The organism is Paenarthrobacter sp. 2TAF44 (genome assembly GCF_052114885.1).
In the GTDB taxonomy this organism is placed as follows: domain Bacteria; phylum Actinomycetota; class Actinomycetes; order Actinomycetales; family Micrococcaceae; genus Arthrobacter.
In genome coordinates this window covers 140,453-161,193 of record NZ_JBFRFP010000004.1, presented here as the reverse complement: position 1 = coordinate 161,193, position 20,741 = coordinate 140,453, and the positions used below count along the sequence as shown (strand labels likewise).

15 protein-coding genes and 1 pseudogene are annotated in these 20,741 nt (G+C 57.7%); 11 read left to right on the top strand and 5 right to left on the bottom strand.

Annotated features, from left to right (window positions below; translation table 11 throughout):
• The first annotated feature begins 251 nt into the window (after positions 1–251).
• From AB4Z15_RS06270 to AB4Z15_RS06225, 10 genes are all read left to right on the top strand, one after another.
• Positions 252–1,934, top strand: coding sequence for a polysaccharide biosynthesis protein (locus AB4Z15_RS06270; protein ID WP_442016570.1), 1,683 nt, complete (start codon positions 252–254; stop codon positions 1,932–1,934).
• A complete protein-coding gene (locus AB4Z15_RS06265) occupies positions 1,931–2,956 on the top strand; it encodes an MraY family glycosyltransferase (RefSeq protein ID WP_442016569.1) in 1,026 nt (341 codons plus the stop codon). The genes AB4Z15_RS06270 and AB4Z15_RS06265 overlap by 4 nt, the downstream gene beginning before the upstream one ends.
• Complete coding sequence (locus AB4Z15_RS06260) at positions 2,949–3,893, top strand: NAD-dependent epimerase/dehydratase family protein (protein WP_442016568.1); 945 nt, start codon at positions 2,949–2,951, stop codon at positions 3,891–3,893. Before AB4Z15_RS06265 ends, AB4Z15_RS06260 begins: the two co-directional genes overlap by 8 nt.
• Entirely contained in the window at positions 3,890–5,074 is a 1,185-nt protein-coding gene (locus tag AB4Z15_RS06255; RefSeq protein WP_442016567.1) for a glycosyltransferase, read from the top strand. The genes AB4Z15_RS06260 and AB4Z15_RS06255 overlap by 4 nt, the downstream gene beginning before the upstream one ends.
• A gap of 50 nt (positions 5,075–5,124) precedes the next feature.
• Positions 5,125–6,327 carry a glycosyltransferase family 4 protein gene (locus AB4Z15_RS06250; protein ID WP_442016566.1) on the top strand — a complete coding sequence of 401 codons (1,203 nt, stop codon included), beginning with the start codon at positions 5,125–5,127 and terminating at the stop codon, positions 6,325–6,327.
• Positions 6,324–7,481, top strand: coding sequence for a glycosyltransferase (locus tag AB4Z15_RS06245; protein WP_442016565.1), 1,158 nt, complete (start codon positions 6,324–6,326; stop codon positions 7,479–7,481). Before AB4Z15_RS06250 ends, AB4Z15_RS06245 begins: the two co-directional genes overlap by 4 nt.
• A complete protein-coding gene (gene wzy / locus AB4Z15_RS06240) occupies positions 7,469–8,914 on the top strand; it encodes an O-antigen polysaccharide polymerase Wzy (protein ID WP_442016564.1) in 1,446 nt (481 codons plus the stop codon). The genes AB4Z15_RS06245 and wzy overlap by 13 nt, the downstream gene beginning before the upstream one ends.
• Positions 8,911–10,287, top strand: a complete 1,377-nt coding sequence (locus AB4Z15_RS06235; protein WP_442016563.1) for a lipopolysaccharide biosynthesis protein — start codon at positions 8,911–8,913, stop codon at positions 10,285–10,287. The genes wzy and AB4Z15_RS06235 overlap by 4 nt, the downstream gene beginning before the upstream one ends.
• Positions 10,288–10,297: 10 nt before the next feature.
• Entirely contained in the window at positions 10,298–11,563 is a 1,266-nt protein-coding gene (locus AB4Z15_RS06230; RefSeq protein WP_442016562.1) for a nucleotide sugar dehydrogenase, read from the top strand.
• Between the two features lie 69 nt (positions 11,564–11,632).
• Entirely contained in the window at positions 11,633–12,586 is a 954-nt protein-coding gene (locus AB4Z15_RS06225; RefSeq protein WP_442016561.1) for an NAD-dependent epimerase/dehydratase family protein, read from the top strand.
• Here AB4Z15_RS06225 and AB4Z15_RS06220 read toward each other — a convergent pair.
• The 5 genes and pseudogenes from AB4Z15_RS06220 to AB4Z15_RS06200 form a co-directional block, all read right to left on the bottom strand.
• Positions 12,583–13,455, bottom strand: a complete 873-nt coding sequence (locus AB4Z15_RS06220; protein ID WP_442016560.1) for an NAD-dependent epimerase/dehydratase family protein — start codon at positions 13,453–13,455, stop codon at positions 12,583–12,585. The genes AB4Z15_RS06225 and AB4Z15_RS06220 overlap by 4 nt on opposite strands.
• A 498-nt stretch (positions 13,456–13,953) precedes the next feature.
• Positions 13,954–15,948, bottom strand: coding sequence for an acyltransferase family protein (locus AB4Z15_RS06215; protein WP_442016559.1), 1,995 nt, complete (start codon positions 15,946–15,948; stop codon positions 13,954–13,956).
• 92 nt (positions 15,949–16,040) lie between these two features.
• Positions 16,041–16,664: pseudogene (locus AB4Z15_RS06210) on the bottom strand (arsenate reductase/protein-tyrosine-phosphatase family protein).
• A gap of 148 nt (positions 16,665–16,812) precedes the next feature.
• Positions 16,813–17,742 (bottom strand): LCP family protein, encoded by a 930-nt coding sequence (locus AB4Z15_RS06205; protein WP_442016558.1) that lies wholly within the window; start codon positions 17,740–17,742, stop codon positions 16,813–16,815.
• 431 nt (positions 17,743–18,173) lie between these two features.
• Entirely contained in the window at positions 18,174–19,913 is a 1,740-nt protein-coding gene (locus AB4Z15_RS06200; RefSeq protein ID WP_442016557.1) for a DUF4434 domain-containing protein, read from the bottom strand.
• Between the two features lie 262 nt (positions 19,914–20,175).
• Between AB4Z15_RS06200 and AB4Z15_RS06195 the strand changes: the two genes are divergently transcribed.
• On the top strand, positions 20,176–20,739 hold the full coding sequence (locus AB4Z15_RS06195) for a hypothetical protein (RefSeq protein WP_442016556.1): 564 nt from the start codon (positions 20,176–20,178) through the stop codon (positions 20,737–20,739).
• The last annotated feature ends 2 nt before the right edge of the window (positions 20,740–20,741 follow it).

The following is a 20,741-nucleotide window of genomic DNA, read 5'->3' as shown; positions in this document are numbered from 1 at the left end:
TCAGCGCTTCAAGATTCTAGGGACTAGCTCAGTCCCGACTTGCACAACATTGGGGATAGTCGATGAAACACAACAACCGGATCAACACCGTAAGTGACCTTATGGGGACGCCTTCGACGGAGATCGCTCCCCAAAATAGTTCGCATTTGAACCCATTCAGCCACCGCCTTCAATTTGGCTTGGATGCCGCGTCTTGGATTATCGGGCTAATTGCCGGTGTTTTCTTCCGCTATGAGTTTGATGGCAGTCAGATGAGCTTGCCTCCGCTGCTAGCCGTTTGTGTTGCCTTGGTCATCGCCCAACTACTCGTCGGCTGGCTATTCTGGCTCTACCGGGGTCGGTACACTTCTGCGAGTTTTGAAGAAGCTGCGGCCCTGCTGGTTACCGTTATTTCCGTTGCCATGCTCGTTGGCATTCCCGTAGTCTTCCTCGGCGAGAGCTTCGGAATTCCCCGCAGCGCAACGCTCATGGCGCTGCCTCTGGCCTTCCTGCTCATGGGTTCCTCACGATATCTCCGCCGACTGAACTCCGATCGCCTGCTCAAGCCCCAAACGGACGCGAAGCGCACGCTCATCTACGGCGCGGGTCACATGGGCCAGTTGTTGATCAGGAATATGTATGCCGACGCTCATTCCGGTTACCAGCCTGTCGGATTAATCGACGACGATCCTTTGAAGCGTAACCTTAGGCTCGCAGGTGTCCCTGTCCTGGGCGACAGCAGCCGGCTTTCGCAGATCGTCAATGAATCCGAAGTTGAAGTCCTGATCGTGTCGATTGCCAGGGCTGATTCGGAACTCCTTCGATCCATTTCCGATGCAGCAGCAGCCTGCGGCATTCAAGTCAAGGTCCTACCGAGCCTAAGCGAGATCATGGAAGGCAGAGCCGCGCCTGCCGACGTCCGTGACATCGCCATAGAAGACCTTATTGGACGGCATCCCGTGGACACGGAGGTGGCCTCCATTGCCGGCTACCTTAAAGGCAAACGTGTTCTTGTGACAGGGGCCGGCGGTTCCATCGGGTCTGAGCTGTGCCGACAGATTGTCAGGTTCGAACCGGCCGAGCTGATGATGCTGGACCGCGATGAATCCGGTCTTCAAAGCGCGCAGATATCAATCGCGGGGCACGGGCTCCTCGACACCAAGGATGTCGTCCTGGCCGATATCCGTGACCCACAGGCACTGGAGGAAATTTTCCGGGAGCGGCGACCCGAGGTGGTGTTTCATGCGGCTGCGCTCAAGCATTTGCCAATGTTGGAGCAATACCCGGGCGAGGCTTGGAAGACCAACGTTCTCGGCACGCTCAACGTCCTGAACGCGGCTCGCGAAGCTGGTGTTTCGACCTTCGTAAACATTTCTACTGACAAGGCCGCCGACCCGACGAGTGTACTAGGGCACTCAAAGCGGCTGGCTGAGCAGCTTACCGCCTGGGCCGCCGCCAACTGTGGTGGAAGGTACCTATCCGTGCGCTTCGGTAATGTCATCGGCAGCAGGGGATCTATGCTTCCGACGTTCCAGACGCTTATTGCTGCCGGTCGTCCGCTGACCATCACACATCCAGAAGTTACTAGGTTCTTCATGACAATCCCCGAGGCGTGTCAGCTTGTCGTGCAGGCGGGCGGCATCGGGAGCCCAGGAGAGGTGTTGATCCTGGATATGGGTGAGCCTGTCCGGATCCAGGATGTCGCTGAGCGGATGATTGCAGCCAGCGGCAAGAACATTGAAATTGTATATACAGGCCTTCGCGAAGGCGAGAAGCTCCACGAAGTCTTGGTCAGCCACAACGAATCAGATGTGCGTCCGATCCATCCAAAGATCTCCCATACTATGGCCGCTCAACTTGAGCCCGATGACCTCGACGTCGAAGCGTGGTATCAGCTCTTTGCGGATGACTTTGAAACGGGAACGAACAAACTCGCTTCGAAGGGGCCAGCGTGAGCTTTGAGTTCGCGGCGGCGGGTCTCGGACTGCTGGCCAGCCTTCTTGCTCCATATGTGGTCCTGCCCCTGCTGCGGCGACTGGGAGTCGTCGACATCCCATCAGCCCGTTCCTCGCATTCGTCCCCGGCGATTCGTGGGGCTGGTCTTGCAACCCTTGTTGGCTTCATAACCGGTTGTCTGGTCATCTTGGCGGGAGGACATGCGCCGAAACTAGTCATTTGTGTTCTTCTTGCGTCCGCGGCAGCGGCCGGCGCCGGCTGGCTGGAGGACTTCAAAGGAATTTCCATCAAATATCGGGTGGCAAGCCAACTGCTGATCGGGCTTTCCGCCGCGGCGGCAGTGGTTGCCGTTTCCGGCGCGGAACCGTGGATCATCCCGCTCGGAGGACTGTTCATAACAGGGTTCATAAATGTCGCGAATTTCATGGATGGCGTCGACGGAATCTCGGGCTTGAACGGTGCCGTATTCGGTGGGACTTACGCGGTGACTGGAATGCTGACGTCGCAGCCCTGGCTGACTGCGGCCGGATTGGTACTTGCTGCCGTTTATGCCGCCTTCTTGCCTTGGAATCTTGGGCGGAATCGGATCTTCCTTGGCGACAGCGGCAGCTACCTGCTCGGCGCAGCAGTTTCTGTCATGGCTTTTGCAGCTTTCTGCTCGGGAGCGCCGCTCCTCGCAATCCTTGGGCCAATAGCCATCTACCTGGCAGACGCAACGTACACGCTGCTGTCCAGAATTGCCGGAGGCCAGCGTTGGTATGAATCCCACCGCAGCCACACCTACCATCAGCTCGAAGACCTCGGTCTGACCCACCTCCAGGTTGCCGCCATCGTCGCTGCTGGCAGCTGCGCCACAGGTGCCCTGGGAATACTTGCCGCCCAGGCAGCGCCCTGGACAGCAGTCCTATATCTGGGCATCGCCGGGGTGCTTATCGCAGGGTATCTCATGACCCCGGCAGCGATTCGACGCTGGGCGAGCAACCGTCACGCCGACGTGGGAAGGAGCCGTCTCGATGGCTGACTGGATTGTGGTCGGGGGCAGTGGATTTGTTGGCGGCGCTCTGGTCGACGTTTTGGCCTCTGCGGGCCACGGCGTCTTGAAGCAGGTCGCCCCACGCGTGGTGGCTGATCCAAAGTGGTCTGCTCAGGAGGTCATAGCGGAAGCTTCCAAGCACGTCGAGGAGATCGTCGCGCTGGCCGCCTCATTTGCGGACAAGGATGTCGTGGTAAATGCAGCTGGACTTGCTACCCCAGGTAGCGGCCAGAGTCTGGAGCTTTTTGGTGCCAACGCGGTCTTGCCAGCCCTCATCTGGCTGGCGGCACAGCAGGCCGGTGTCCCGACGTACATCCACATAAGTAGTGCTGCTGTGCAGGGACGGCGGCCTGTGCTTGACGGTTCGTGGGATCATCAACCCTTCTCACCTTATTCACAGTCCAAAGCCCTAGGCGAACGAGCCTTGCAATTGCTCATGGATCAGACCCTCACGAGGCCGTCGACAGTCCGGATTGTCCGGGCCACGTCGATTCAGGACCCCAGCCGAAGCACTACGCGGAGTCTGATCAGGTACGCGCGTTCACCACTTGCCAGCGTGGCCGCACCTGGTTCCGCTCCCTCACCGGTGTCCAGTCTTGGCGGTCTAGCGGAGTACGTGCTCGCCGTAGGCGACGCGCCGGAACGTGTGCCGACTGTCAGTGTGCAACCGTGGGAAGGACTGACCGTGCGCGACGTTGTGCTCCAGCACGGGCACAAGGAACCCCTTCAGCTGCCTCCTGCATTGTGCCGTTTGATGCTCAAGGTTGGTTATTGGCTTGCGAAATTCGGCTCACCCAAAATGGATAGCGTCGTCCGCAGGGCCGAGGTGCTGTGGTTTGGCCAGCGGATCAGCCAAACGTCCGCTGGCCAATCCTTAGGTATGGGGGAAAGTACTTTGGCGGCAGAGGAGCGGGCTCAAGAATGAAATCCAAGACAGACATTTTTTTCATCCAGACAACTGACATCTCGGTTAGCTCCCAGTTGAGCGGCCAGATGGGTTACCTGCAGCGTCGGGGATTGCGCGTTGCGGTTGCATCAGGCGATACCGGTCTTTTGAGTTCCCTCGCGGAGCAGGACAATGTATCGTCGCACGCCCTGCCGATTGAACGTGACCCGTCGGTGTTGTCTGATCTGCGCGCACTTTGGCGGATTTTTAGGCTCATCCGAAAGCTCCAGCCTGATGTCATTGTGTACGGCACACCGAAGGCTTCACTGCTGGGTGCAATCGCTTCCTGGGTGCTGCAGAAGCCTCGGCGCATTTACTGCGTCTATGGGCTTCGATCAGAGACCATGACCGGCGCCAGCAAACAGATGATGCTTCTCATCGAGAAGACAATCATTAGGCTTTCCACAGACGTCGTGGCTGTCGGCCATGCTCTGAAGGAGCAGATGATCCAGGCAGGACTCACGGCTGACGTCACAGTTTTCGGAAAGGGCTCTGCTAACAGCATCGATCTCGAGAGCTATCAACTCAAGGGACAGGACCCTGAGCTGCGCACATCATTCCGCGCGGACCACGATATCCCTGCCGATGCCAAAGTTGTAGGCTTCGTCGGCCGCATCACAGCTGACAAGGGCATCGACGCGCTCATGGACGCAGTGCAGTCACTTAGACAGCACATGGATGACGTCCACCTCGTCCTGGTGGGACCGGACGATGGGATCGAATCGCTACGCCCAGAGACAGTAGCTGCGTTCGATGAGCCCTGGGTACACAGGACGGGCAACTTGGACGATACTGCGACGGTGTACGCGGCATTAGACCTGCTGTGCCTTCCGTCCCGCCGTGAAGGCCTTCCGACCGTACTTCTGGAAGCAGCGGCTTCCGGGACCCCAATCGTGGCAACCGATGCCACGGGGGTCCGCGATGTGATTCCACATCCGGGATGCGGGAAGATTGTGCCCATCGATGACTCGTCGGCACTTGAAACCGCACTACGCATAGTCTTGATAAACCCTGAAGAGGCCAAGGCAATTGCTCTCAATGCCCAGGCTGTAGTGTTCCGCGACTTTGACAGAGAGCGGCTCTGGAACCGCCAATACCACTTTTACGCTGGCGACAAGAACACTCGGACAAGCAGCTTGATGACCAGAAAGCAAGAATAAGCCATGACTTCCTCACTCATCACTGTTGCGACTGAGATCGGACCCACCCCATGACTGCCAGTAAACGAACGGTCTTCTATGCCACGGAAGCGCGTTTGCACCGAGGCTTGGATGGCCGTGTTTACTCGGATGCTTCGCAGGACTGGTACGAGAACCATCTGCTGTGGCTGAACAGCTTTGACGAAGTCATCGTTGTCGCCAGGGTCGAAGACATTCCTCGGGACAGCGGCCGCCTCGTTGAAGGCGACGGTGTCAAGGTCCTTGCGGTCCCCTCGTATCAGGGAGCAAGAGGCATGGTGACCCGGTTCATGCAGATACGCAAACTTGTGCGCCGGTTTTCCACCGACGCCAGTGCTGTTTACGGGGGCCGGTTCCCCGGTGTAATCGGTGGAATCACCGTTAGCGCGGGTCGCCGCTTGGGAGCCCGGACCTTCGCGCACGTGGTGGGCGACCCCTATGACGTCCTCAAGGCTGGTGTCGCGGGGAAGCCGGGAGTCAAGTTGGCATGGCTGGCGAAACTACTTGTAGCGCGACAAGTTTCCAGCGTCGACGGCGCAATCTACGTCTCCGAGAGGACACTACAGCGACGATACCCAGTGCATGCAGGTGCCGCCTCGCTCGTCCGCAGCGGAATAGCCATCACCGACGGCACGCTCGCTGCGCAACCGAAAATTACTCACCCCGAGCGGGAGGGCCTTATCGTGGTCGCCGTCGGAACGCACAACCAGATGTACAAGGGCCACGATCTCCTGCTCCAGGCAGCTGCCCAACTCCTAAGCAAGGGTCACAGCATTACCCTGGAACTTGTTGGCGGAGGCGCGAAACATCGGGTACTTGTTGAGCTGGCCAAAGACCTAGGCATCGATAAGCATGTCAACTTCCATGGACACATTGAAACGCCCGAGGAAATACGCGACATCCTTGACCGTGCTGACCTTTTTGCCATGCCATCCCGCACTGAAGGTGTCCCGAGAGCCCTCATTGAGGCGATGGCCCGGGGCCTGCCCTGCATTGGTTCCGACATAGGCGGAATCCCGGAATTGCTTCCACCGGATTGCCTCTTTACCTCAGGATCCGTTGAAGAATTAACCGGATTGCTCCGCTCAGCCCTTAACAACTATGAGTGGATGACACAGCAGGGGGCCACAAACCTGGAGCATGCTCGTCAAATTATCGCTTCACTTGACCCGCAAAGGGTTATTGACTTTTTCAGCCAACTCGAGGCTGCGCCGAAAGCACTGGAAAGATCATGACGGTGACGGAAAAGAGCAGCTCTACTGTGGCCCACATCCTCGGGTCCGTCGACCGCGGTGGCGTCGAGATGCGGATGCTTGAAGTAGCCCGAGCCCTGCCTGCGACCGGCCCGAAACTGACAATGGTCACACTCACCGGGCGGGAAGGGTCCCTGGCAGGCGACTACAGAGCGGCGGGCGCCACGATTGTCCCTTTACGCCTCTCCAGCCCCTGGTTTGCATTTAAGTTCGTCCGGTTTCTCCGGGGCAACCGCATCAAAGTCGTCCACTCGCACGTTCATCTTGCTTCTGGATTCATCCTCGCGTTGGCAACCCTTGGTGGCGCCCGTATCCGGATCGCTAATTTCAGCAGCGACGGCCGGCCCCGTGCCGAACAGTCGCTGCCGGCGCGGGCAAAGTACGCGGCAATGCGCTGGCTCCTTAACCAGTTCGCAACCGACATCATCGGAATCGCTCCCTCAACGCTAACGGTGGCCTGGAAGAAAGATTGGGCGAATGACCCACGTTGCCGTGTCTTGATGACAGGTTTCGATCTGGAAAAGTTCTCCAGCGCCGGTACCACTGACATCCGCGATGAGCTCGGGATCGCCCCGGCCGAACCATTGATTCTCCACATAGGTCGGGCTGACATCCCCACTAAGAATAGAGACGGGGCCATCCGGTTCTTCGGTGAGTATGCCAAAGCACACCCGATGGGAGCCTTGGTTTTTGTAGGTCGAGATGGAGCTGACGAGGTCCAGTCGGCAGCAAACCGGTCGCGTTGGCTGTCGATAACCGAGCAATTAGGTGTTACGGACCGTGTTCATTATGCCGGCGAACGCATGGACGTCCCTGATCTGCTGGCCTCTGCAGATCTTCTGTTGTTCACTTCCACATTGGAGGGACTGCCCGGCGTGCTGGTAGAGGCATGTGCGGCTGGTACGCCCGTTATTGCATCTGATGTTGCAGGCGCCGTTCACCTCGCGCAGCATGTCGGAGGGATACAGCTTCTGTCATTGCAAACTGCCATATCCGTTTGGGCCGATGCCATCGCCGATGCACTAAGAGACAGGCCAACGCCTGAAACCCGGGAGCTGGCCCGTAGAAAGTTGTACGGTTCTGAACTGGATATTGAGGTTGCAGTCGGCCACTTCCGCAGGCTGTGGTGCGCGTGAAGGTCCAGACACAGACTACGCACTCAGTTCTGCCGGACGAGGTCTTATCCAGAGCGAAACTCCACGGAGCCGTACTTGCTCACGTCGGAAGCGCCATCCTAATCTGTCTGCTAGTGCTTGCACCAGTCTTCGAGCAGGCCCCGATCCAAAGGGTGGCGATCATCTCGCTCCTGCTAGCGTGCGCCCTGGGCTACTTGGTCGCCAAGTCACTCTCCGATGGCGTTTGGTCTTTTCCCTTCCTGTACTTCTTGATACTTTGCCTTTTCCACCTGGGATTGTTCGTCTCCCCGGCCCTTGACAACGGACGAATGGCGTCATTCCTGGATGGAACGTGGACAGGCTGGTACAGCGACCCTGTGATGATCCGGGCCGCTTACCTCATCGACCTTGGCCTGTTGAGCTATGCCACGGCGATAGGGTTTGTCGCATGGCTTTCCAGTAACTCCGGTACGAAGATGCGGCCCTCTGAGCTGCAGGAACACTCATCTGACCGATCCATGCGGGACGCGATTGTTGACGTGGGCGGACTGACACTGTCGGTGGCGGTCGCAAGTTGGCTGTTCGTTTGCTATACGCAGCTCGGCCCATTGTTCTTCCTTAACAGCTACAGCGAATACCTGGAGGCAACTTCCGGAAATTCCGTGGGCATTATCTATTTCGGAATTACCATTGGATCTGCGCTCATAGCGCAGGACACTACTCGGCTAATCTCGCGGACGGGTTTAGTCTTCTTGTTCACATTCTTGCTGCTTGCCCTGCCCATGGGGTTGCGCAGTGAATCTCTCTTTCCGTTGATCGCGGCCCTTGCTGTATTCATCCGCTGCAGGAAGACGCCTTCATTCGCATCAATGGTGGTCTGCGTCCTCGTCGGATTGGTCGCGATCTCCGCAGTACAGCAGGTCCGCAGCCAAGGACTCGGGGACACCTCCCTTCACGAGGTGTCCGCTTCGCCGATCAAGGCGATTGAGGAGATGGGCTACTCGGCACGGGTTATCGTTACCACTATTGGCTGGCACGAAGCCGCGCACGAACCATACTTGGCTGGGGCCACCTACGCAGCTCCTCTGGAGCGTGGGCTCGCGGGAATACTCGGCCTGCCCAGGGATGATGCTGAAACGGACTTTCGTCTGATGAACGCAGAGATTGCCCACCGTGTAGGTCCCATCGGCGGTTCGATCATTGCCGAAGGACACCACAATTTCGGGATCCCCGGCATACTGCTCGCGTTGGCGCTGGCTGGATTCCTGGCTTCCCGTCTCTCCATCGTTCCGCCGCGCCCCGTGCCCCTGGCTTTCCTCGGCGTTGCCGCCTCGCTCCTGCTGATGCACGTCAGGAATTCATTTGCGCCCATCTTCGCATGGGGCACGGGCGGGGTTGCACTCATTCTCGTCGCTATAGGGCTGAGCTGGCTTAAAGGGCGCAAAGTACATTGAGACGTCTGCTTGCCGCCACCCGTTCCGGGTCAGGAAAAGAGGTCCTTGGGACTACCGCCTGGAGCGTGGCCGGTCTCTTCGGGGCCTTGCTGTGCGGCGTTATCACGGCCAGAATGCTCCTCCCGGACGACCGCGGAGTCCTAGCGATCCTGATCACCACCGTCACGATCGTTTCGCTGGTAAGTGGGCTTGGTACGAACATTTCACTGCGCATCCTTCTTCCCCGGGATCCACGAGTCACGATGCGGGCCTATGCCAAAACGTCGCTATGGCTGGGCGCTTTGCAATTGGTCCTCCTTATCCTCGTCTCTTATTTCTTGCTTGGCGCAATTGACGTGCATTTGGGCGTCAACGAAGTTATTTTGGGCGTGCTGCCTTTGGGGCTTGCGGCGTTCTTCGCCAATCAGACGGCGGACGCCCTGAGCGCCACCGGCTTCCCAAGCCGGGCATCGATGGCGAACAGCGTCGGGTTCGGTGTCACCGCTGCTGCCCTCATCGTTTTCTGGATTTTTGGGCACGGTCTGCTCGGTGCACTCCTTGCCTACACGACCGGTTTCACAACACGCAGCGTCATCGCCATCAGCATCATCGGCAAGGGCGTTGTCCTCAAAACAACCGAACCGACATCGGGTGGAACGAAAGAGCTTTTGCGCAAGGGCGTCGGCCTGATGGGCATGAATCTGGGCCAGTCCATAACTTACCGACTGGATCAATATCTTCTTGCTGCCTTAGCCGACACCCGCGCTGTTGGCTTGTACGCCGTTGCGACAACGCCGGCGAGTCTGATTCAGGTCGTATCCAATTCTGTCGGTCAAGTCGCTTTCCGCGATGCTGCACAGAATCAATTCGGCAGAAAGAAACTGCTGACCTTCGTCCTCGGAGCTGCGGGAGTGACGGGGGCGTACACGGCTGTCATGTATGTTGCAGCGCCATGGCTCATTCCCCTGGTGTTTGGGCAAGAATATGCACCAGCCGTCGACATCGTCCGTGTGCTTGCCTTGGCCGAGATCGCCTTGTCGCCCTACCTGGTTTTGAGTCGTGCAGTGGCCGGCGCAGGGCACATAAAGCTCTCCAGTTGGACCGGCGTCGTGGGCATGGCAGCGATGAGTTTGTTTCTGCTGGTGTTCATTCCCGGCAGCGGGGGCCTTGGCGCGGCATGGGCATGCGTCACTGGCTACGCCACCATGAGCCTTTTTCTCATATGCGGGACGTTGATCATCAGGTGGCAGCAGCGACCATCAAAGGCACCCCGTCACCGAAAAGCCTCGATAGGGCCGCCACGCGTATCAGGTCGTGCACGGCGCCGTCGACGCCCCAACGCGCGCCCGATTGCCAGCGAAAATTCCCGCAAAGTTCCAGCAAACAACCGATAGGGATCCACTCATGGATAAATCAAAGAAAGCAGTCATAGTCGGACAGGGCTATGTAGGCCTTCCCGTGGCCATGAGAGCTGTCGAAGTCGGCTATGACGTGGTCGGGTTGGACATTGATGAACGGAGGATCGTCGCCCTGAGCAATGGCGAGTCGTTTGTTGGAGACATCACAAATGACGAACTCCGGCGCAGACTGGACTCCGGGCGCTACCTTCCCACCACTAGCTACACCGAGGCCGCTGGTTTCGATTTCGCCATCATCACGGTGCCAACCCCTCTTAAGGAGAGCCTTCCGGATTTGAGCTACATCACGGATTCGGCAAAGGCATTGGCGCAATTCATTACCCGCGGTTCCACTGTCATTCTCGAATCCACCACACACCCCGGAACCACCGAGGAACTGCTTGTGCCGATTTTGGAAACCGGCTCCGGACTAACGGCGGATGTCGATTTCTACGTAGGCTACAGTCCAGAAAGAATCGACCCTGGCAACAAGGTGTGGGGCTTCGTCGAGACGCCAAAGGTCGTTTCAGGACTCGGACCGGAATCGCTCGTCCGCGTCAAGGATTTCTACGATTCCTTAGTCGAAAGGACTGTTCCCGTCGGAACCCCAAAGGAAGCCGAAATGACAAAGCTGCTGGAGAACACCTTCCGGCATGTGAACATTGCCCTGGTTAACGAGCTTGCGATCTATGCGCACGCCTTGGGAATCGATCTGTGGGAATCCATTGACGCTGCCTCAACCAAACCCTTCGGCTATATGAAGTTTGTACCGGGTCCCGGCGTTGGCGGACACTGCCTGCCTGTGGATCCGAGCTATCTCTCTTGGCACGTTCGTCGTCAGCTTGGCCATGCCTTCCGCTTCGTTGAACTTGCCAACGACATCAATGACCACATGCCGGACTATGTCGTCCGCCGCCTGCTCATGAGCTTGAACAATGTCGGCAAGCCTCTGAAAGGCTCACGGATCTTGATGGTCGGGCTGGCGTACAAGAAGAACACCGGGGATGTCAGGGAGGCGCCCTCCTTGCGTATTAGGGAGCTCCTTGAAGAGTTTGGTGCAATTGTCTTAGGGGTTGATGACTTGGTCGAAGACCACCACTGGCCCAAGGAAATGCTACGAGGAACATTGGATGCCGAAACGGTCAGCAAATCCGACGCGGTCCTTCTGGTCACCGATCACGACTACCTTGACTTGAATATTCTGGATAATTCGGATGTACCGGTGCTTGACACAAAAAATGCACTCAAAGGTGCATCAGTGGAGCATTTGTGAGCCTGGCCGAGACCATACCGGATGCTGTGCTTTTCCGAAGCACTGGCAAGATAAAGGAGCAATTGAAGTATGAAGATCTTGATCACTGGTGGTGCCGGTTTCATCGGGTCGAACCTGGTTCGATATATCAACGAAAACGATCCGCAGGCCGAGCTCGTTGTCCTTGACAACTTCAGCACCGGACATGCCGAAAACCTTTCTGGACGACTTGTGAACGTCATCGAGGGGTCCATTCTTGATGAGGCTATCCTCGACGTTGCTATGGAAGGTGTCGACTCTGTCGTCCACCTCGGAGCACTGGGTAGCGTGCCTAGATCAGTGGCCCGCCCCTTGCAGAGCCACCATGCCAACGCAACGGGTACCCTAAACGTCCTGGAAGCAGCCAGGCGGCACGGCGTCAAGCATTTTCTCATGTCCTCGTCGAGCTCCGTTTACGGCAGCAATCCAGTCCTGCCTAAGTCGGAGACTGACTGGACTCGTCCGGTAAGCCCTTACGCGGCTAGCAAGCTTGCTGCCGAGTCTTACACCATCGCTTATGGGCGCACATACGGTATGCAGACGCTGGCGTTTCGATTCTTTAACGTCTACGGGCCAGGTCAACGTGCCGGCCATGCCTATGCTGCAGTTATCCCAAAGTTCCTCGATGCCGCGCTCCGTGGTGAGCCGCTGGAGGTGCATGGCGATGGACTGCAATCCCGTGACTTCACGTATGTAGACACGGTCTGCGAAGTTCTTCTTGCGGCCTGCCAGCAGCAATTGAGCTCAGAAAGTCCAGTCAATCTGGCTTTCGGATCCAATGCGTCTTTGCTTGAGGTCATTGCCGGCCTCGAAGGCGCTATGAAGCAGAAGCTGACTATTTCCCACCACGATCCGCGGGCGGGAGACGTCCGGGCATCGCGAAGCGATGGCCGCTTGATGAAGGAACTGTTCCCAGACGTCACACCTGTTGATCTGCAAACCGGAATTGAGCGAACCTTGACGTGGTTCAAGCAGGGCGAGCGAACCGGTGTGACCTCGTCCTAAAGGCTGGCCCAATCTCTTGAAGCCGTCAGGACGTCATCAAGAGTTTCGGGACAGAAGTTTAGCTGCCTCGTAGCCAAACCAATGTCCGCACAACTGAAGCTGGCCCGCGGTTCATCCACCTCATAGTGGATTTTTCCGAGTTTGCTGAGAAGGTGAACCAACTTCCTGTTACTCGTGGCTTCGCCACTTCCGATGTTCAGAGTCAGATGGCCCCGCAACGGCACGTTGGTGGACCGCAAGATTGCCTCCGCCACGTCGGGTGCGTGAATGTAGTCGCGAACGAAGGTGTCGAGGCCCTGCAATCGTGAGGGCCTTAAAGGCGTTGAAGACAACAAACGATGGACGAGCGAGTCTGAAAATTTGTCGCCGTAGATGTTGAAAATGCGCAAGGCGACACTTGAAAGTACCGCCGAATCCGTTGCCTCCCGAAGGATTTCCTCGGCCTCGTGTTTCATCCGAGCATACGTACTGCTTAAATCCACCTGATGCGCCTCGCTCACAGGTTCCGTATTGCGGTCACCATAGACGGCGGCCGTAGAGGAAAAAACGATGCGAGAGGTGCCCGCAGTCATTGCGGCATCGCAGAGCACCTGCATCGCCGTGACATTGACAGCCTCTGACAGTTTCAGGTTGGCGTCGCATGCCGCCCCGCTGACACCAGCAAGATGAATAATGACGTCAGGCTCCGCAAAAAGGACCGCCTGCTTCAAGTCGGAGGGATCAGAGATGTCTGCCCTGACATCCGCTGCAGTCTGTGGGATGGCACGGGGGCTGATCAGGTAGATGGCGGAAAGATCTGCGCGGCGCTGAAGCTGTTGGCGCACGACCATTCCCAGACGCCCGTTTGCGCCTGTTACAAGAATCTTCACGTTCCCCCTTAAATGAGCGGAAGGCAATACGGAGAATACCGGAAAACGCCAGCCAGCCCGCTGCCAACCACTCGTGTCGCCGTCAGACTCTATCACCGACGCAACAGGTCACGGGGACTCGAACATGTCCTTACGGCATCAAATCCAAGTAGTCCTTACCTAAATGACTGCAAAAGTCGAGTACCCACTACTCGTGCTGCGCTGTGGCCACTGTCTTAAGTTGAAGACACGAAGCCCAAGTCGATCCGGAGGGGGCCCTGGTGGACAGTCGAAACAGACTCCAGTCAGTATTGTTTGGCGGCAGTACGGGTTCGGTCTGGGTCGCAGATGGTGTCCTTACGACCCGTCAGGGCGAAGAATTTCTGCTGGAGTCAGTCGTCGACGGCCGGCTGGTGAGCATACGGATCAGCAGCTTCATTGGACCGTTCATGACGTCACTGCGCGAGCTGTTGGAACGAACTGCGGCCGAAGACACTTGCACCGACAGAGGTCCCTTGCTCACGGAGTACTAATCGCGGCTTTCAAAGCGGCTGAGATGAAGTCCCTGACTTTCGGCTCCTGAGCGGTGACCCAGACCTGGGAAAGGTGGTTGCTATCGGTGAAAACTGGGATTCCACCATCGGCGATGAGGCATGTATCAGTCGGACAGAGGTGGTCGTCGAAACTTAAGACGTGATTGATTGTCCATTGCTCTTGGACGGCCCGTTCCGCGTCTCGTAGAGTGGCAATGTCCTCAAAAGCCCTGGAACGCGTCGGAGAGCAACCCTGCTCGGTTCCGCCAGGACGTGTCACGCACACACCTGCGTCACCTCCGGGCCTCGGAGTGTCGTCGATAACTGCCGCCACGGCTCCGGAGTCGCGCGCTGCTTCAATAATGGACGCGAAGCCTGCGCGCCACAATCTGGACTGAGTGGCCACAGATTTGACACTGCCCGCGTTGTCCGGGATTTGTCCGACATAGCTGTTTGAATTTGCTGTAAGAACGACTTCCGGTCGAAGCTCGTATATGAGCGCTTCAGTCTCGCGATGGAAGTAATCGCAATCGGAATAAACGGCGCCGTGTGCCAGGACCGTCACATCAGCAGCCGGGCAGGCATCGAGGGCGCGAATTACGAGGCGGAAACCGTCCTCAGCACCGACCCTCGCCAGCGTAGGAACCCACTGTGCAGCGTGGGAATCCCCAATCACCATGACAGTTTTCGCGGCATCAGTCGAACCCGAAACACAGTACGCGATTCCGGAATCTGCGTGGCGGCGCTCCGGGCATGCCTGAGGCGCACCCTGTTCACGTACGGCAAGCCATGTCCGATTCTCTCCTGTTGTTGACGCCAATGTACCGCCAGCGTAAATTCCCGCTGAGGCCAGAACGCAGACAACAAACCCGGCCGACATGGCTGTGTACGTGGCGCGTTTGCTGGCCCGAAGGGCTTTCGACACGCGGATCGGCGACTCAACCCAAAGGAAAGTAGCGTGCGCCAAGCCCAATGCTAGCGCCGACGCCGCAAGACCAAGCCACACTGAGTGGACGTCAAAGCTCACGCTAACCAGAACGACGGCAGGCCAATGCCAGAGATACCAGGAATAAGACCGCTCGCCGGTCCAAACCATCAACTTAGTGCCAAACAAGCTTGACATCCGGTTAGGCGTTGAGCCGCCCAGAATCACAAGCAGCGCACCCGCAGCGGGAAGCGCCGCCATTACGCCCGGAAAGGGTTGGTTGGCTCCAATAAACAAGCAACTAACCACAATGGCTGCCGCGCCGGTGGAAGCAACAACTGCCGCCGTCGTCCTCGACAAGTTCACGGCTCCTATAACGACTGCGAGAATCCCGCCTGCTGCAAACTCCCAGGCCCTTGTCGGGATTGTATAGAAGGCCCAGAACGGATGCTCTGGGGTCAAGGCAGCTGAGGCAGCAAACGAAACAGCGAGACAAGATACCAAACTCAAAAGTGCAACGAGGCGCATGCTCCAGCGCAATTGTCGTGCGGCCCACGAAATGATCAGGAAGAGCAAGGGCAAAGCCAAATAGAACTGTTCTTCGACTCCCAAAGACCACGTATGGAGGAAAGGGCTCTCTTGTACTTCATGACCGAAGTAGTCCGCAGCTTGGAATGCGAAGAGCACATTTGATGCGGAAAGGACAGCTGCGACGGCCTGACTTGCGAGTTCTTTGAGCTCCAGGGGCGAAAATATGAACGGACTGACTGCCAAGACCGTCACCGCTACAAAGGCCAATGCGGGGAAGAGCCGCCTAGCGCGTCTGGCCCAAAACTCTGGAAGATTGAGTCTGCCTGTAGCTTCATTTTCCCGTAGTAGTTGACCGGTAATGAGAAACCCGGAGATTACAAAGAAAACGTCTACGCCCACAAATCCGCCAGGTATCCAACTCACCCCAGCATGGACTAGGACTACTGAGACAATGGCGATCGTCCTTAAACCGGCTATATCACTGCGAAAAGTTGAACGATGTGCGGAGGTAAACGCGGAAGGCATGTCTGACTATAACTTCTGCCATATTCATGGAGCGATTTTGCGTGCTTCCATTACTCGAACATAACGCAACCTAGTCCAGGCCCAGATTGGGTTTACAGCTCGAACCCGGAGTCAGATATTGCATTCAACCTGGCAAAACGCAGGATGGAGAGGATGGCAGGCGCAAGTTCATCCTCCATTTGTTTATAAACGTCAGATCCGCGGCGGTATGGGTCCACCACGTCGTTGGCACTGGCATCTTCCGGTATTGCCACGTGACGAACTGCAGCAGCACGGGCTGGGACTTGATGCCAATCTGCAATTGTTCCCAAGGGCGCTACTGATGCATCTTCCAGAAGGACACTGAGCATCCTTGCGAATTCCCCGATCGTGAAGGTTCGTTTCAGCAGCGATGAATCGAGTTGCAGAACCGCTGGTCGGTGTCGAGAGCTCATGGTGAGTATGAGGTCGCTCTGACGGAGCATTGTTGCGATAAGCTGCTTTGCCTTGAAGTTGGCGGCATTCCCGCCGAACGTTCGAATAATCTCGGCCGACAGTGGCTGGATGGGCTCGCCGACCATGGCACGCTTCCCAGCACTTTTCACCTCGAACTTTGCGTCCTAAACCTGATCCAGCCCGGCCTGTAACAACCGTTCAGCCACCGGCGAGCGAAAAATATTCCCTGTGCACAGGGTAAGGATACGGAATGGATGTGGGGGATTCCGCGTCGGTACCATCTCTCCTTTTGCCAAGTGCTCCAAAAACGCTTGGGAAAGCCATCTCGGTCTGTATTCGCGTAATTCCGCCGAGTTCGCGCTTGCCGAGTCGCGGAGGTCCCTCATGAAGCTGAAGGAATCTCCTGAACTGCCTGCCCAGGCCTACCCACTAGTTTCCTCTTTCGAGTGCGTGTGCTGTGACGTACGCGCCTAGCTGATCCTTGGAGAGCGCGCCTGCGATCTCGGAAATGGCAGTCGTGTCGGCAACGACAATCGATTGGCCGTCCAGAGAAGTACCGGTGCCGAGTGTGGGCAAGGTAAACATCACAGTGTCGTTCACCCTAATGTCCTTCAGACCCAATGCGAGGCTGCCGATAGCGGCGGCGTCGAACCCCTTATCCACGCTAACGAAGGGCGAAACCGCGCTCACCATGCTGCTGACGGTCACAGGGTTCGTCAAGGTTTCGCGCGCAATCGTCTTACTGATGATTGCCTTCATGTACGCTTGCTGGTTTCGCACACGCTGATAGTCGCCGTCGCTGAATGACTTCCGTTCGCGGACAAAGGCGAGAGCTTCATCACCGTTTAGCGTCTGTTTGCCGGCTGTGTAGTAGTGGCCACTCATTGGACCAGATGCAGGTGCGAACGGGATCTTTACGTCTATTTCCACGCCACCCAAGGCATCGGTGAGACCCTTGAAACCTTCGAAGTCCACCATTGCCACGTGATCGATCCGCTGCTGGAAGAGGGACTCCACAGTTTGCACCATCAGGGGTACACCGCCAAGAGCAAGCGCCGCGTTGATCTTGGACTCGCCCTTCCCTGGGATGTTGACCCACAGGTCTCGCATGAGGGAAACGGCGTAGACATTTTTCCGGTCGGCCGGAACGTGGACAAGCATCAGAGTGTCAGCGCGCTGATCGGTGGCTGCAGCAGTGTCCACGTCCAATTCGTCGGACCCGCGGGTATCACTGCCCATCACGAGGATATTCATGGGCGCGGGGGCACCATTCGCAGGCTCGGTCTTTTGGGGTCGGGTGGCCTCGTCAGGGAAGGCTGACTCAATCTTCGTGGTCCCCGAGTTGAAGGTCTGTGCCAAGTTGTAAAGGTAGCCGCCTCCAATCAGGCCCGCGATTAGGACGACGGCCGCAAAGCCAATTAACACATTTCGCGCGGTCTGTTTTGGGCTCTTTTGACGTCGAGGGCGGGACTTAGTCTCGGCATTTTCAGTATCAGGCGGGAGCGTCATGTGTTCCTTGGTGTCGGCGTCAGCAGTGACGATTCTATCAAGCGGCAATGAGTAATGGCTGCTGCCGACACTCAGGAGCTAGCCACAGCCGCCTACGGGAACAAGATAGAACCCCCCGGCTCGGGGCTTCCCACGTGCATATCGCAACATCATGGTCACGTCGAAGGACCCTAATCGCCTTACTTTGGACGTCGACGCGCTCTATGGGTTGAAAAGTGGCCGCGGTGCTTGTAGCCCGAGGACAGCCAGCGCTAAGGCGTACAAACACGCTTGGCCTGTGGCTAGCCTTTGGAGTCCCGGGAAGACTGTGCTGTGTAGATGCGTTGCGAATAGAAATCGTCGTTTTCCGCGCCCCATTGGTTGGTGACATTGACGGTGTAGTAGCGGCCGGCAGCCAGAGTAGTTTTACCAACGTTTACGAGGATCATCTCCAGTTCCGGGTTCATACCGCCCTGGACTCCGTATGCCGTATTTGTGCTGGTGGGCTTCACGGTTTTCATGAGGCGTTGTCCGCCTTTGGTGCTCCACTTCACTTGGGCATTGCCGCCTGAAAGATTGAAGCCGGTTATCCGCACTTGGCCGGTGGATGCGTCGAAAGTCGCGTCGGTAATAATTGGCGTTGCGATTCCGGACTCCACCTGGGCTTTCAAGGGAACGCCCGTACCAACGCAGGTGTAATACGAATCCCACATGAAGGAAATGATCTTCTGCGCGTTGGATAGCTGTTGCAGCTGCCGGTCTATCCTCGCTTTGGAGCTTTGTCCGCGGAGACTGTCACCACAAGGGTTGGAGGCTGTGGCGGGAGCCATGCCCTCCAAGTTTGCCCACAGGACGGCGCCTGTTCCGGAAATGCCCGCAGCGGCTGCCAGGAAATAGTCACGAACAGGTGCCACGTACTTGCTGCTCCACGAGCCCTTGCCCACGATGCTCTCCGCATACCGGTCAACTGCCGAGTTCGCTTCGTTCGACTGAAAAGCTCCACCCTTGCCGGTTCCCATGCCGTCTTGGATGGCAATGTTCAGAACCAGTCCGCTGGCCGTCTGGGCAATTCTTCGGATCCCGTTTCGAGCCTCCGTCAGGCTGATACTGAAAGCGCTGACCCGCGCATCAAGGTAGGGACTAATGATTGCGCCGCGAGTGGGGAGGATTCGGTGGATGGCCTGGTTCTGCATCCGGTACAGATCCAGGATGGGATCGAAAGTGTGGCCATCGGTGACGGGCATTTCTGTGCTGTGATAGAAGCCAGCCAGGCCCTTCACGTCATTTGCCGCAGCCTGATATTGAAGGAAGTGCTCCGTGAAGAGCGCAAGGGTCCCCTGATAGGAAACATCAGGGAGGTACGGCGTATCCGTTCTCTTCACGGGAAGGGGCATGCCGGCATAGAACTTCATGCCCAGTTTCGTGGCCGCCAAGGCCAGGGAAGCTGCTGGATCCATGCCGCCCGCAGTGCCACCGCCTGCAACCACCACGTCATACTTCCCGTTCGTAGACGTGCAGCCGCTGCCTTGGGCTGGGAGGACCAACACAACGAATGCCTTGCCTTGGCTGGTGATCCTGCGGTCCTTGGGGCACTTCAGAGCTTGGCTGCTCCATACGCTTCCGTCGGAGTACGTGAAGTAGCGGTTGACCTCCAGAGTTCCCGCAGCAGCCTGGGCGCAGTTCACTCCATCGATGACACACTCCTTGGGAAGCGTGGCCAAGGTAGCTGGCGCGAGAGGCGTTCCAAAAGTGATGACGGTGTCAGCGCCTGCTGCCCTAATTTCGCTGAGCTTCTGCAGGTTCCGGGAACTGCTCGGAGTGGCGTAGACGAAATAGCCACCAATTGGGTAGCTTGCCGGTTTCGGAGCCTTAACGGCCGGAGTTTTCTTCGGAGCTGCTGGGGGCTGTGGATCCTGAATCGGCCGCTCTGCCTCCATGCTGGGGCTGGGCGCAACCAAAGCGGTCCCTCCAACTCCGGCTATGAGCACAAGTGCCGCGAGGATGACTTTGATGCGTGGACGGCTTCCGCGAATGAGCGTCATGAATTCCTTGGGGTCGGCATCAGCAGACGATCCTACGGAATCAAATGACTGTTATCCATACGCTAGACTAAATCGGGCTGCCCTCCTTGCTGTTGGCGGCCGCGCCTACCCTCCTTCAGGTGGACGCACTGGAACGGACGCCCTTGGCGTTTTGTACGACATATTAACGGGGGGAAAGTTGGGCACCGGAATTAGACGTGTTCAAGCCGCACTTGTGGTCATCATGCTGGCTATTCTCGGGTTTTTTGGTACCCAACCAGCCATGGCCACTACGGTAACCAACCCCGGCACAGACACGGAACAGCCGGCGGACCCATCGCCCACGCCTGAGCCTACGTTCCCGGTCATCATCCCGCCCGTCATTCAGCCGTCCTCGCCTCCCGCCACTCTGGAACCTATTCCTACGGAACCTGCCCAGCCCTCCGAAGAGCCAGCTCCCGCACCCGTGGTGCCGCCCGTCGTCGAGCCAGTCGCTCCGCCCGCGGAAGTGCCTGCTGTGACTCCGCCTGCTACGTCTCCCACTCCTGCTGTCCCCACTGATGTTGCTGTCGAGAACTTCTTTGTAGAGCCCGAGGTTCCCGCCGAGACCGCCACGGCCACCGCCGAGCCGACGCCTACGCCCACACCCACTCCTACGAAAACCGCAGCCCCACCAGTTGTCAGCGCAGACATCACCGGCCCCTTGAAGGTGGCCCTGGCCCCTGTCGCGGAGAACAACCCCCTTGTCCAAGGCCTGACGGTCTTGGTGTTGCTGCTACTGGGCCTTGCGTACTTCCGTGCCCTGCGCTCAAAGGGGATCCGCGGACCCCGCCTCAACGGCAAGTAGTC